11 protein-coding genes are annotated in these 13,059 nt (G+C 70.8%); 7 read left to right on the top strand and 4 right to left on the bottom strand.

The genetic code is table 11. The annotated features are described in order from the left end of the window. The first annotated feature begins 1 nt into the window (after position 1). Entirely contained in the window at positions 2-1,618 is a 1,617-nt protein-coding gene (locus tag FHR32_RS36130) for an FAD-dependent oxidoreductase (protein ID WP_184758988.1), read from the top strand. On the opposite strand, the gene FHR32_RS36125 is transcribed toward FHR32_RS36130, so the two are convergent. Further along, positions 1,600-3,888 carry a helix-turn-helix transcriptional regulator gene (locus tag FHR32_RS36125; protein ID WP_184758987.1) on the bottom strand — a complete coding sequence of 763 codons (2,289 nt, stop codon included), beginning with the start codon at positions 3,886-3,888 and terminating at the stop codon, positions 1,600-1,602. The two genes, FHR32_RS36130 and FHR32_RS36125, sit on opposite strands and share 19 nt — an antisense overlap. A 184-nt stretch (positions 3,889-4,072) precedes the next feature. Then, positions 4,073-4,813 carry a GntR family transcriptional regulator gene (locus FHR32_RS36120; protein WP_184758986.1) on the bottom strand — a complete coding sequence of 247 codons (741 nt, stop codon included), beginning with the start codon at positions 4,811-4,813 and terminating at the stop codon, positions 4,073-4,075. A gap of 229 nt (positions 4,814-5,042) precedes the next feature. On the opposite strand from FHR32_RS36120, the gene FHR32_RS36115 reads away from it, so the two are divergent. Then, positions 5,043-6,365 carry a lanthionine synthetase LanC family protein gene (locus tag FHR32_RS36115; protein ID WP_184758985.1) on the top strand — a complete coding sequence of 441 codons (1,323 nt, stop codon included), beginning with the start codon at positions 5,043-5,045 and terminating at the stop codon, positions 6,363-6,365. Positions 6,366-6,515: 150 nt separating this feature from the next. Continuing rightward, positions 6,516-7,409, top strand: a complete 894-nt coding sequence (locus FHR32_RS36110) for a hypothetical protein (RefSeq protein ID WP_312882856.1) — start codon at positions 6,516-6,518, stop codon at positions 7,407-7,409. Positions 7,410-7,494: 85 nt separating this feature from the next. Here the strand turns inward: FHR32_RS36110 and FHR32_RS36105 are convergent, their stop codons facing one another. Together FHR32_RS36105 and FHR32_RS36100 are read right to left on the bottom strand one after the other, a co-directional pair. Further along, positions 7,495-8,499, bottom strand: a complete 1,005-nt coding sequence (locus FHR32_RS36105) for a sulfotransferase family protein (protein WP_184758983.1) — start codon at positions 8,497-8,499, stop codon at positions 7,495-7,497. Positions 8,500-8,830: 331 nt separating this feature from the next. Beyond that, positions 8,831-9,208, bottom strand: a complete 378-nt coding sequence (locus FHR32_RS36100; protein ID WP_184758982.1) for a hypothetical protein — start codon at positions 9,206-9,208, stop codon at positions 8,831-8,833. A 364-nt stretch (positions 9,209-9,572) separates the two neighbouring features. Between FHR32_RS36100 and FHR32_RS36095 the strand changes: the two genes are divergently transcribed. The 4 genes from FHR32_RS36095 (at position 9,573) to FHR32_RS36080 (ending at position 12,999) form a co-directional block, all read left to right on the top strand. Then, on the top strand, positions 9,573-10,565 hold the full coding sequence (locus tag FHR32_RS36095) for a sugar ABC transporter substrate-binding protein (protein ID WP_184758981.1): 993 nt from the start codon (positions 9,573-9,575) through the stop codon (positions 10,563-10,565). Continuing rightward, on the top strand, positions 10,562-11,590 hold the full coding sequence (locus FHR32_RS36090) for an ABC transporter permease (RefSeq protein ID WP_184758980.1): 1,029 nt from the start codon (positions 10,562-10,564) through the stop codon (positions 11,588-11,590). The genes FHR32_RS36095 and FHR32_RS36090 overlap by 4 nt, the downstream gene beginning before the upstream one ends. Continuing rightward, entirely contained in the window at positions 11,587-12,504 is a 918-nt protein-coding gene (locus FHR32_RS36085) for an ATP-binding cassette domain-containing protein (protein WP_184758979.1), read from the top strand. The genes FHR32_RS36090 and FHR32_RS36085 overlap by 4 nt, the downstream gene beginning before the upstream one ends. Positions 12,505-12,630: 126 nt before the next feature. After that, entirely contained in the window at positions 12,631-12,999 is a 369-nt protein-coding gene (locus FHR32_RS36080; RefSeq protein ID WP_184758978.1) for a nuclear transport factor 2 family protein, read from the top strand. The last annotated feature ends 60 nt before the right edge of the window (positions 13,000-13,059 follow it).

Here is a 13,059-nt window from a genome sequence, read left to right as displayed (position 1 = left end):
GATGGACGCGTTCGCCGAGACACCCGACCACCACGGGGCCTTTCCCCGGCTGGATGACGAGCAGATCGCCAGGCTCGCGACCTACGGCGCCCGGCAGCCCACCCGGACGGGCGACATCCTGCTCCGCGAGGGCGAGAGCAGCTCCGACTTCTTCGTCATCCTCGCGGGAAAGGTGGCCGTCATCCAGGACGAGCGGGTCGCGCGGATACACGGGCCGGGTCGTTTCCTCGGTGAGCTCGGGATGCTCACCGGCCAGAAGGAGTTCACGACGGTGGTCGTCTGCGAGGCCGGCGAGGTCCTGGCGGTCCCCACCTGGCGCCTGAGGCAGATCGTCGCCCACGATCCGGAACTGGGAGATCTGATCCTGCGGGCCTTCATGATCCGCCGCTCGATGTTGATCAGCAGCGGGGCCGGGCTGAGGATCATCGGCTCCCGTTACTCGCCGGACACCCACCGGCTGCGGCAGTTCGTCGCCCGCAACCGGCTGCCGTACCGATGGATCGACCTGGAGGAGGACAAGGAGGCCGAGGCGCTGGTGCACAATCTCGGCATAACGGCGGCCGAGACGCCGGTCGTGATCCTGGGCGGGACTCAGGTCCTGCGCAATCCCAGCAACGCCGAACTGGCCCTCGCCATCGGCCTGCCGGTGCCGTCCGTGCCGGAGGATGTCGTCGACCTCGTCATCGTGGGAGCGGGACCGGCGGGCCTGGCCGCCGGAGTATACGGGGCGTCGGAGGGGCTGCGCACCGTGGTGCTCGACGCGGTCGCGACCGGCGGGCAGGCGGGCACCTCGTCGTGCATCGAGAACTATCTGGGTTTCCCCTCGGGGATCTCCGGCGGTGAGCTCGCCGAGCGGGCGGTCATCCAGGCCAGGAAGTTCGGCGCGCACCTCGGTGTGCCCGCCGAGGCCACCTCGCTCAAGCGGAAGAACGGGCACTACGTCGTCGGGCTCCGCGACGCGCCATCGATCGAGGGCCGTACGATCGTCATCGCCACCGGGGCCCGCTACCGCAAGCTCGCCGTGCCGCGGCTGGAGGACTTCGAGGGCAACGGGGTCTACTACGCCGCCACCCGTGCCGAGGCCGGGCTGTGCCGGGGCGAGCAGGTCGTGGTCGTGGGCGGCGGCAACTCGGCGGGACAGGCGACGATCTTCCTGTCCGAGCACGCCGTGTCGGTGCGCCTGCTCATCCGCGCCGATGACATCGCGCAGGACATGTCGCGCTATCTCATCGACCGGATCGAGAGCAATCCCAAGGTGGAGGTGATGCTCCACACCGAGGTGCGCGAGCTCGTCGGTCCTCACGCGCTGGAGGCCGTCCTCGCCGAGGACACGCACACCGGGGAGCGACTGCGACTGGACACGCGGGCCATGTTCGTCTTCATCGGCGCCGACCCCTGCACGACCTGGCTCGCCTCCGAACTCGCCCTCGACGACAAGGGATTCATCCTCACCGGTTTCGAGGGGGGACTGCCCCTGGAGACCAACCGGCCGGGTATTTTCGCGGTGGGCGACGTCAGAAGCCAGTCGATCAAACGGGTCGCCTCGGCGGTGGGTGAGGGCTCCATGGCGATCCGGCTGGTGCACGAGCACTTCGCACGTCAGGGGGAGTCCCGCTGACCCGGGTGGATGCTCTCCTGCACGGCGAGCCTGGCCAGCTCGACACGTGAGTGGATGCACAGCTTGCGGAAGACCTGGCGCAGATGGAAGGCGACGGTGTGCTCGCTGATGAACATCTGCTCGGCGGCCTGCCGGTTGGTCAGCCCCTGGGCGACGAGATCGCAGACGGCGCGTTCGGTACCGGTGAGGCTGGCCCACCCCGACACGGGATGATCGGTCCGGGTCCAGTGCCGGCGCCGCTCGCCCAGCACACGCAGCCTGCCCCGTACCCGCGCCACGTCGCGGACCGCGTCGACCGACGCGTAGCGGGAGAGCGCGCTGTTGAGGCTGTCGACGGCGAGGTCCCGAGTGTCGGCGTCGGTGCCGAGCAGCACGCCGAGATCCTCCGCCGCGGAGGCCCCGGCCCACGGGTCGGGGTGCTCGGCCGCGGCGAGGCCGAGCGCCCCGGCATCGCGGTTGCGCAGGCCGCGCGCGTGGACCGCGGACACCGAGAGGTTGGGCAGCCGGGGGTTGCGCCAGGCGATGCCCTCGGCCGCTTCCACCACGGCGTCGGCCCGGCGCTCGTCCCGTACGGCCAGCGCCATCCGCACGAGCCAGGCCGCGGCCGCGGGTTCACTGGTCAGCGCCCCGGCATGCCGGGGCAGCGCGTCGTAGACCCCGCTGAGCGAGCTCATCCCGCTCGCCGCCCCGTCGCGTGCCTCGCTGATCCGTCCCGCCGTCAGCTCCGACCGCAGCCGCGCGTACGACGGCGCATTCCGCGGCCCTCTGGCCTGATCGTTCTCCAGGTACCTGATCGCCCGGGGAAGGTCGCCCGCCCGCAGCGACGCGGTGCCCAGCACCGAGAGCGCCGTGGACGCGAGCACCGGGGCTCCCATGGTGTCGGCGGCGGTCAGCCCGGCCTCCGCCTGCTCGATCGCTCTGCCGAACCGGCCGGCGGCCAGATCCAGGCGGGCGCGCAGGATGGGGATCTCGGCGCTCCACGCCGGCTGCCCCACGGCCTCCGCCTCGGTCCTCGCCAGCGTCGCCTCCGCCTCGTCGAGCAGCCACAGGTCGGTCAGCATCGTGGTCAGGACGGCCCTCGGCTGCGAATGGCGCTCGCTGCCCGGGAGTTCGGCGGCCTCGCGGGCCAGGTCCAGCGCGCGCGAGAGCCTGCCCTCGTCCCATGCGATCAGGGACAGGGCCACGAGGGTGTCGGCGGCGGCGCCGGCCGCGTGCTGCCGTCCGGGAGCCGGGCGGCAGGGGGAGTCCCGTCCGATCTGCTGGCGCAACGCCTGTCGCACCGGCGCGGGCACCGTCTCCACGATCGACCGCCACACCAGCTCGTGCCGGAACGCCAGCTCATCGGGCGTGACGACGAGCACTCCGGCCGCCAGTGCCTCCTCCAGGGCGGGGAGCAGCGAGGCAGGGGTCTCGCCGAGCATCTCGGCCGCGTACGCCGGTGAGAACGAGCGTCCCAGCACCGCGGTCGCCTCCAGCAGGTACCGGGTCCTGACGCTCACCTCGTCGAGGCGTCTGCGGACGGCGGTGTGGACGCGCAGAGGGAGCGACGTCCCGGTCAGCCGGGCGAGACCCGAGCTCACCCGTACGGCGCCCTCCTCCCGCAGCCCGGTCAGGAGTTCGAGCAGGAGGAACGGGTTGCCATCCGCCTGAGCCGACAGGGCCGCCAGCTCCTCTCCGGGAGCCGCGTTCAGGGTGTCGGCGACGACCTCGGCCACGGCGCCGTCGTCGAGCGGGCGCAGCGAGATCCTGGTGGCCCCCTCCTCCTCCAGGAGATCGAACAGCCGGTCGCAGTCGCCGTGGCCGCACGTGGTGCGCCGGGCCAGGAGCCATGCCAGCGGGCGGGAGGCCAGCCGTGACGGCAGCGTCCGCAGGGCCATGAGTGTGGCGGGATCGGCCCACTGGAGATCGTCCAGGGTCACGAGCAGCGGTTTTCCGGCCGTCCGCCGCTCCAGCGCGGTCCGCACCTGCTCGGCCAGCCACATCAGCAGGCCCGGCCCGTCGGGGAAGTCGCTTCTGACGACGGCCGCCGCGGCCGGCGACTCCTCCAGGGCCCAGAGCAGGGGGCCCAGCGGCATCAGCCGTCCCATCTCGTCGGCCCGGCCGGTCGCGACCGCCGTCTCTCGCGAGGCCGCGATGGTCGCCGCCTCCGCGAGCAGCAGGCTTTTGCCTATTCCCGGCTCACCCTCCACGAGCACCACGTTGCCGGTCGTGTCCGCGACGGTCCCCAGCAGCCGGAGGATCGTCGCCCATTCAACCCCCCGGCCGCGCATCGTCTTCTCCCGGATCTGGGGTCATGAACTCAGCTTTCTGTCCGATGTTTTCTGACAGCATGTCCCGGGGGGCGGAACACTCCATCGGAAGAACTACCCAGATCGATGCCCTTTTTATGAGCTTCATCCTCAAAGGGTTGATTAAGACGGTCGATCCGGTCGCCCGTGGGCCGATCCGGAACGCTCAGCGCTCGATGAGCGTGACCTCAAGGGAGTAGTGGGAGGCGCGGTAGAGGTGGGAACCGTGTTCCACCGCCCTGCCCTGGTCGTCGTAGGTGGTGCGGATCATGGTGAGCAGCGGCACGCCACGCCGCTCGTCGAGCAGCCTGGCCTCGGTGGCGGTGGCCGCGCGTGCTCCGATGCGCTGGTTGGCCACGCGCATCCGCACCCCGGCCGAGCGGAGCAGCTCATACAGCCCGCGTTCCTGGAGACCCGCGGCGGTCAGCGGGGCCAGGCCGGCGGGCAGCCAGTTGTGCAGCAGGGCCAGCGGCTCCCCGGCGGCGTAACGGATCCGCTCCATGCGCAGGACCTCGGTGCCGGGGACGACGCCGAGGATGGCGGCCATCCTGTCGTCCACGGGGCCGGACTCCAGGGCCACCACCCGGGTGGCCGGTTCCTGGCCCGCCCTGCGCAGGTCGTCGTAGAGGCTGGTGAGCTCGACCGAGCGCTTCACCTGGCCGTGCACCACCTGGGTGCCGACGCCGCGCTTGCGGACCAGCAGGCCCTTGTCGACGAGATACTGGATCGCCTGGCGGATGGTCGGGCGGGACAGGCCGAGCCGGTCGGCGAGCAGGATCTCGTTGTCCAGCCGGGACCCGGGGGTCAGGTCGCCGCGCTGGATGGCCTCGGATATCTGCTCGGCCACCTGGAAATACAGCGGCACCGGGCTGGACCGATCCAGATCGATGACGAGGTTCGCGGTCATCTGCCCTCCCGTGGACACGCTCCGTGATCAGGCTAGCGGACATCAGAATGTCATGACAAATAGCGATGCAACGCTCCGATGACGCCGTCGGTCCGGCGGACAAGCCGGCCGCGTAGTAACCTGCCCATGTGCTCATGGCGGCCGGTGCGGCGTCTCGGTACCGACATTACCCATTGATCATGTAGGAAATAGGGGTAAAGTGGTGGTCTGGTCACACGAAGGAGCCGCCATGAGCCCGGAATCGGGGGCCGAGAGCCCGTTGCGCATCGCCGTCGACGCCGCGCGCTGGATCCGCTCCGCGGCCGTGGACGGCGGTCAGGGAAGGCACTGGCAGGCCAACCCTGACACGCAGGGCCGGTCCGCCATGCCCGGTCAACCACTGTCGCTGTACTCCGGGGCGGCCGGCGTCGTCCTGTTCTTCCTCGAACTCGCCGCCGCCACCGGAGACGACGGCTACCTCGGCGACGCCGTCGCCGGAGCCCGCTACCTGGCCGCCACCTGGCGGGAGCAGGCCGATCTCTCCCTCCACCATGGTCTGGCGGGGGTGATGTTCGTGCTCGCCGAGGTGGGGTGGGTCACCGGCGAGAGCGTCTTCGAGGTCGAGGCCGGCGCGATAGCCGACCACATCGTGCGCAGCGCCCGTCCCGTCGACGGCGGCCTCGGCTGGACCGGTGACCCCGCGCAACGGGGCGACGGCGGGATCATCCTGGGACTCCTGCACGCCGCGGGCATCCTGGGCGTCCCCGCCTACCAGGAGATCGCCGTCGAGGCGGGCGCGCGCATCGCCACGCTCGCCGTACCCGGCCACCGGTTCGGTCACGGCGCCTGCGCCGACCTGCCGCTGGACGCCGTCACCCCCGGTTTCCTGCCCGGCACGGCGGGCACGGCCTTCCTGCTCGCCCGTCTGTACGGCCTGACGGGACAGGCCGACTTCCTGAAGGCCGCCAGGAGAGGGGCCGACTTCGTCCGGGCGGTCAGCGCCGTGACCAAGCGGTGCGCGGTGGTCCCGCACCACATCCCGCAGGGCCGCGACCTGCACTACCTGGGATTCTGTTCCGGCTCCGCCGGGGTGGCGCGGATGTTCTACGAGCTGTACCGGGTCGCGGGCGACGCCGGAGACCTCGACTGGGTGGAGCGGCTGGCCGCGGGGATCGTCCGCAACGGCACTCCCGGCCGCCAGACGGCGGGACACTGGAACGTGGCGTGCCAGTGCTGCGGCACGGCCGGCCTGATGGAGCTGTCCGTGGGACTCTGGGCGGTGACCGGCCACGAGGCGCATCTGGAGTTCGCCCACGAGCTGGGGAGAGACCTGATCGGCCGGGCCACCCGGCACGACGGGCGGGGCTCCCGGTGGTACCAGGCCTATCGACGGCTGCGCCCCTGGGAGGTCACCGCCGACACGGGTTACATGGTCGGCGCGGCGGGGATCGGGGCGGCCCTGCTCCACCTGGACGCCGCCACGCGCCCGCAGGAGGTCCGGCGGCTCGTGCTGCCCCCCGACAACCCGTTCCCCGCCATCCCGCTGCCCACCACGACGCTCCGCCGTCCGTGAGCGCCGTGGGACGCCCGGGCGGCCGGGCGCCCGGCCGCGAGAGGCACCGAGAACGACCTGAACCGGCGGTCGTCAAAAGGCGATCAAACTTGTGGCCACGATTGGTGATTCCCGATGAGTGCGAAGGAAGCGTTGTCTACGGTCGGTACCGTGCCGACCATCGAAGACTTTCTCCCTGCCCCTGACCGTTCCGTGGTGGCGATCGAGTCGGCTGAGCCGGGCCCGGGCCACTGGGCGGGCGCTCCGAGCGCGGTGGCGGACGACGGGGTGATCTACCTGGCGTACCGGTTGCGCCGCCCGATCGGCGAAGGGCGCGGTTACGCCGTCGTCGTCGCCCGGTCGGCGGACGGTGAGCGGTTCGAGACCCTGCTCACGATCGGCAGGCAGGAGATGGACACCGAGTCGCTGGAGCGTCCCACCCTGGTCCGCACCCCCGAGGGCCGCTGGCGGCTCTACCTGAGCTGTGCCACTCACGGCACCAAGCACTGGCGGGTGGAGGTGCTGGAGGCCGACGATCCGTCCGGGTTCGACCCGCGGCACCGCCGGACCGTGCTGCCCGGCGACCCCAAGACCGGGGTCAAGGACCCGGTGATCGTACGGCGGGGCGGCGTATGGCATCTGTGGGCCTCCTGCCACCCCCTGGCCGAGGCCGAGGAGGCCGACCGGATGGTGAGCGACTACGCCACCAGCTCCGACGGACTGGAGTGGATCTGGCAGGGTACGGCGCTCAGCGGCAGGCCCGGTGCCTGGGACGCCCGGGGCGCGCGGATCGCGGCGGTCCGTTTCCTGGACGACGGGATCGTCGCCCTCTACGACGGCAGGGCCACCGCGGCGGAGAACTACGAGGAGAAGACCGGGGTGGCCGTCGGTACCGATCCGGCCGAGCTGACCCCGATCGGCACCGGGCCCGCCGCCGTCTCGCCGCACGCCGGCGGTGGCCTGCGCTACATGGACATCGTGGACCTGCCGGGGGGCGGGCGGCGGCTTTACTACGAGTACACCCGCCCGGACGGGGCGCACGAGCTCCGCACCGAACTGCGCTGACACCTCCGGCGGGGCCAGGGGTGGTACGGCCCCGACCGCGCAGCCGGCGGGGCCGTACCACCCGTCCTGTCCGCTCCTGTCTCCGCTATGCCTGTTCTCCGCTGTGGTGCGGGCGTCCGTTGCGGGCCTGGCGCTGACCGGCGGGGCGGACGCCGACCAGGCCGCCGGACCGTTCCCGGGGGCGCAGCCAGTCGCTGAAGTCCTCGCCGGTCACCTGCTGCAGCAGCGCCACGTCCTCGGCGAAATAGCCGATCAGGCGCTCCCGCTGTTCCCAGGTCAGCGGTCGGCGGGAGCGGGCCCGCTGCTGGAGCCGGCGCTCCAGCGGGTCGGTCAGCGCCCCGCTCAGCCGCGACGGCAGGAACCTGCCCACCGCCGCTCCGGTCCGCAGTGCCCGCGACAGCAGCAGGTGGGCGCCCGTCGGTTCCGGATGGGCGGTCACGTTCTCCCGTGGGACCTCGGTGATGACGCCGGTCTCGACGTCGAGGAAACGGCAGATCCGGTCCAGGGTGTCGATCGGCCGGTCGACCAGGTCGCGGTAGCGGAAGACCAGCACCTGCTCCCGGGGGAACAGGGTGAACAGGTGTGCGAGCTGCTCGCCGTACCGGCCGATCCTGCGGTAGTGCCAGAACGGGGCCCAGCCCGCCGCGATCCGCCGCTCCTCCTCCTCGCATGCCCGCACCATGTCGCCGACCGGCTCGAGCCCGGCCGACCACAGATGAGTCCAGTTGGAGTGGGCCCGCTCCACCGGGTCGCGCAGCACCACGATCAGCCTGGCTCCGGGGATCGCCGCGCGGATGCGCCGTTGCGCGGCCAGGTCGTACAGGTAGAACGGGGTGGACTCGCCGGTCAGCGTGCCCGGGGGAGCCGCACCGAACAGGGCCCCGTAGTCCTCGCGGCGCCAGACGTGCTCACGGTAGGTCTGGGCGTCGCCGGGACCGCCCCTGGTCGGCGGCGGGCCGTCGGTGAGGAAGAACTTCGGTTCCTTCACCCGTGACAGAAAGAGCCCCGGGTGACGGGCCAGCGCCGCGTGCAGTGCGGTCGTCCCGGCCTTCGGGGCACCGATTGTCAGGAAATCCGGCAGGGATGTCATTGTTACCCCTAATTCCTACTCCGATTAGGGCAAATATAGCCCCTGCTGAGGTAAAAACAAGGGTCCGAAGGTGGGAGGTCGCCGGGCGGGTTGCGGCCCGGGTAGTGGTGACGCCGCAGGCGACGGGCCGGCAGCAGTGGCACGACCCGCTCCCCTGGCGAGTCCGGGACAAGATCTTCAACCATGCCGGGAGGGCGGCCGACCTCCGGTTCCTGGTCGCCGGCCAGATCGGCCGCGGACGCCTCACGCACTCCTTCGAATCCCGGTGCGGTATTCCCGCCGATTTCGGGCATGCGTCATCGCCTTCCGTGTGGGGTGTCGCCGGGAAGCGCTACCTACGCCATTTCTCGATGAGCCAGGCGCAGATTTCCGGCTCGGTCATCTCGGGAAACTCTTCGGTGAACGTGACGAGTGCGCGCACCGCTTCGTCTCGGTCCAAGCCGCGAACCGCCGCTGCCCTGAGATACTCCTGACGTGCGGCGGAAGGACGGCCTCCGCCTGCGCCGCGACCCGGTAGGCCGTTGCGCCACCGCACTATTTCTTCCAGTCGATCAGCCCGCCAGCCGGGAGCTCCGTCGACCTCGACGTCGGGCTCGGGAAACGGGTGACTCGAATCGCTCGGATAGCGGGAGCGCCACTTGTGCACCGCGTGCCGACTCACCCCCAGCGCCTCGCCGATGCCGAGAACGCCGAGGAAGTGCTCGGTCATGGTGCACCAACTTGTCTGTCCGGCCTCCTCCGCGGGTCTCATTACTACCACGCCCGACGCGGAGTCCTGCGTCCACAGGATACGTCGAACGTTGTCTCTACCAGAGACAAGATCAGGGTAGGCATTGAAATATCGTCAACAACGAAGACGAAGTTCTCCTTGAAGATTCAGGGGCGAGTCGGTGCTCTGCGCCTCGCGACATCGGTGGATGCGACCACGCCCTGCACCCAAGATGGACACCTCGAGCTCATTGTGAAACCAGGTCTAAGTCCTAATGTCACGACAAATCGTTGACAGCCAGGTAATGCGATGGTTACAAACCAGAGGCGGGGGGATCCGGCGAGGCGACGCGCGGAGGTTATCGATGAAATGGACGACAGGGCTGGTCCTCACGGCTGTGCTGGGTCTCTCCGCCCTGACCGGCTGCTCAGCCGGCTCGGGCGGCGGACAGGACGGTGCGGGGCCGGCGGCCGGCTCGGCTCCGGCGGCGGCGGCCAAGGCGGGCGCCTTCGCCGTCATCACCCACGCAAACTCGGGAGACGCCTTCTGGGACGTGGTCAAGAACGGCGCCGAGGCCGCGGGCAAGCGGTACGGCGTCACGGTGAGCTACCAGGGCGACGGCGACCCGGCACGCCAGTCCCAGCTCATCGACCAGGCCGTGAGCCAGAAGGTCGACGGCATCGTGGTCTCCATGGCCAACCCGGATGCGCTGAAGGAGGCCGTCGGCAAGGCCGTGGCGGCGAAAATCCCGGTGATCACGATCAACTCCGGCGGGGACAGGTCCCGGGAGTTCGGCGCGATCACCCACGTCGGCCAGTCCGAGGACGTGGCCGGGCGCGGCGCGGGGGAGAAGCTCAAGGCCGAGGGTGTCACCAAGCTGCTCTGCGTCATCCATGAAGCCGGGAACGTGGGCCTCGACCAGCGCTGCAAAGGCGCGACCGAGGGCATGGGCGGCACGGTCGAGCGGCTCCAGGTGGACGTGGGCAACCTCGTCGACGCCACCTCCAAGATCAAGGCCAGGCTTCAGTCGGACCCCTCCCTCAACGGCGTGCTCACCCTGAACCCCGCCGTGGCCATCGCCGCCCGGGACGCGATCGCCGACAGTGGCTCCAAGGCCAGGCTCGGCACCTTCGACCTGTCGGCCGATGTGGTCACCGCCATCAAGGACGGCGAGGTCCTGTTCGCCGTCGACCAGCAGCAGTATCTCCAGGGCTGGCTGCCGATCACCTTCCTGGTCCTCTACCGCGACAACCTCAACACCGTCGGCGGTGGCCTGCCGGTCAACACCGGCCCGGGATTCGTCACCAAGGACAACGCCGAACAGGTGGCCAAGCTCGCCGAGAGCGGCACCCGGTGACGGTGGCGGACGAGCGGCTCGTCCGCACCGGCCTGGCCCGGCGGCTGCTGATCCGGCCGGAACTGGGCGCGGCGGTGGGCGCGGTCGCGGTCTTCGTGTTCTTCGCGAGCCAGTCGGCCACGTTCCGCTCGATCGAGGGCGTGGCCAACTGGCTGGACCCGGCCTCCACCCTCGGCATCATGGCGGTGGCGATCGCGTTGCTGATGATCGGTGGCGAGTTCGACCTGTCGGCCGGGGTGCTCACCGGCACCACCGGTCTGATCATGGTCCTCCTCGCCACCCGGTACGGCTTCGCGGTCTGGACGGCGATGCTCGTCGCCCTCGCGGCGGCCCTGGTGATCGGCTTCCTGAACGGGCTGATCGTGGTCCGGACCAAACTGCCGAGTTTCATCGTCACGCTCGGCACGTTCCTGATGCTGCAGGGCGCCAACCTGGGCGTCACCAAGGCCCTGACCGGGACCGTCCAGGTCAGCGGGCTGCGCAAGGCCGAGGGATACGAGGGGGCGCGGGCCGTGCTGGCCGGGACCGTCTCGGCAGGCGGCACCGACTTCCGGGTGGCCATCCTGTGGTGGCTGGGCGTCACCGCGCTGGCCACCTGGGTCCTCATGCGGACCAGAGCCGGAAACTGGATCTTCGCTGTGGGGGGCGATGATCAGGCCGCGCGTGCCGTCGGGGTCCCCGCCGAACGGACGAAGATCGCGCTGTTCATGACGACCGCGGCGGCCGCCTGGCTGGTCGGCTCGATCCTGGCGCTGCGCTTCACGTCGGTGCAGGCCAACTCGGGCATCGGCCAGGAGTTCGTCTACATCATCGCGGCGGTGATCGGCGGCTGTCTGCTGACCGGCGGGTACGGCTCCGCGATCGGGGCCGCGATCGGCGCTGTGATCTTCGGTATGGCGGACAAGGGCATCGTGTTCGCCGGCTGGGACGCGGACTGGTTCACGTTCTTCCTGGGCGCCATGCTGCTGCTGGCGACCCTCGCCAACCGGCTCGTCCGTCGCTACGCGGAGGAGGCGAAACGTTGACCGCAACCGATGGGAGATCCTCGGACGCCGTGCCCGGGCGGCCCGCGCGCGGGGAGAGTGCGGCCGGCCCACCCGGCCAGGAGCCCCCCGGCGCGGGCGCGTCACGGGCGGCGGGCGCGGGGGAGGCCGCCGCCCGCCTCCTGGAGGTGCGCGCCGTGGGCAAGACGTTCGGCGGCGTGATCGCGCTGCGGGACGTCTCCATGCGGGTGTGCCCGGGGGAGGTGACCTGCGTCCTGGGCGACAACGGCGCGGGAAAGTCCACACTGATCAAGATCTTGTCGGGCATGCACGCGCCCGACTCGGGGGAGTATCTGGTGGACGGGGCGCCCGCGGCCTTCACCAGCCCCCGCGACGCCCTCGATCGGGGCATCGCGACGGTCTACCAGGATCTGGCGATGGTCCCGCTGATGTCGGTCTGGCGGAACTTCTTCCTCGGCTCGGAGCCCGTGCTCGGCCGGGGCCCGTTACGCCGCTTCGACGTGGCCGGGGCCAAGCGCGTGGTCCGCGAGAAGCTGCGCTCCATGGGCATCGACATCCGTGACGTCGACCAGCCGATGGGCACTCTGTCCGGCGGCGAGCGCCAGTCCGTGGCCATCGCCCGCGCCGTCCACTTCGGCGCCCGCGTGCTCATCCTGGACGAGCCGACCTCCGCCCTGGGGGTCAAACAGGCCGGGGTCGTGCTCCGCTACATCGCCCAGGCCCGCGACCGGGGGCTGGGGGTCGTCTTCATCACCCACAACCCTCACCACGCCTACCCGATCGGCGACCGGTTCCTGCTGCTCAACCGGGGCGCGAGCCTCGGGGAGTACGGCAAGGGGGACGTCACCCGCGAGGAGCTGACCTCCCTGATGGCGGGCGGTGCCGAGCTTGAGCAGCTTGCCCACGAGCTGAGCCGGGGTGAGCCGCCCGGCTGAGTGGCCCCCGGCGCGGCACCGGGGACGGCGTGCCCTTCCGCCGCAGATCTACTTTGTAAAGGGAGAAGGGCGGGACAGTAGACCTCTAACGTGGAAGGACAACCACTCTGCGAGGGAGATGCGAACGTGCCACGCGAAGCCGTCTGGGCGGTCATCACGGCGATGTACGACGCCTACCGACGCGGTGACCGCGCCGGGATCGACCGGCTGCTCCACCCGGAGGCAACGATCTGGGACTCGGCGGATCCCACACTGATCACCAGCGGGGCGCAGCTCGACAAGGTCCGGGACGCCCGGCCCGTCGACGGCCCCGAGGAGACCGGCGTGCGCGCCCGTGACGAGATCGTCGACGTCTGGGGGGAGACCGCGCTCGCCCGTTACCTGCTCCAGGTGGACTTCGCCGAGGGTGAGCCGGAGATCGTACGGACCACCGCTGTGCTGCGCCTGGTCGAGGAGGAGTGGCTCATCGCGCACATCCACGAGAACACGATCTGACCTGCGGTCATCCTGAGGCGACGGGGCCGGGTGCGCGCCCGGTGGGGAGCCGGCCGGGCG

This window comes from Streptosporangium album, assembly GCF_014203795.1.
Lineage (GTDB): Bacteria > Actinomycetota > Actinomycetes > Streptosporangiales > Streptosporangiaceae > Streptosporangium > Streptosporangium album.
The sequence above is the reverse complement of the archived record's forward strand: the minus strand, read 5'-3'. Positions and strand labels throughout refer to the sequence as shown.

Excerpts from the sequence above, each read along its gene's own strand:
- FHR32_RS36100 (WP_184758982.1), bottom strand. The coding sequence starts at position 9,208 with ATGACCGAGCACTTCCTCGGCGTTCTCGGCATCGGCGAGGCGCTGGGG.
- FHR32_RS36120 (WP_184758986.1), bottom strand. The coding sequence starts at position 4,813 with ATGACCGCGAACCTCGTCATCGATCTGGATCGGTCCAGCCCGGTGCCG.
- FHR32_RS36105 (WP_184758983.1), bottom strand. The coding sequence starts at position 8,499 with ATGACATCCCTGCCGGATTTCCTGACAATCGGTGCCCCGAAGGCCGGG.
- FHR32_RS36115 (WP_184758985.1), top strand. The coding sequence starts at position 5,043 with ATGAGCCCGGAATCGGGGGCCGAGAGCCCGTTGCGCATCGCCGTCGAC.
- FHR32_RS36130 (WP_184758988.1), top strand. The coding sequence starts at position 2 with ATGGACGCGTTCGCCGAGACACCCGACCACCACGGGGCCTTTCCCCGG.
- FHR32_RS36125 (WP_184758987.1), bottom strand. The coding sequence starts at position 3,888 with ATGCGCGGCCGGGGGGTTGAATGGGCGACGATCCTCCGGCTGCTGGGG.
- FHR32_RS36095 (WP_184758981.1), top strand. The coding sequence starts at position 9,573 with ATGAAATGGACGACAGGGCTGGTCCTCACGGCTGTGCTGGGTCTCTCC.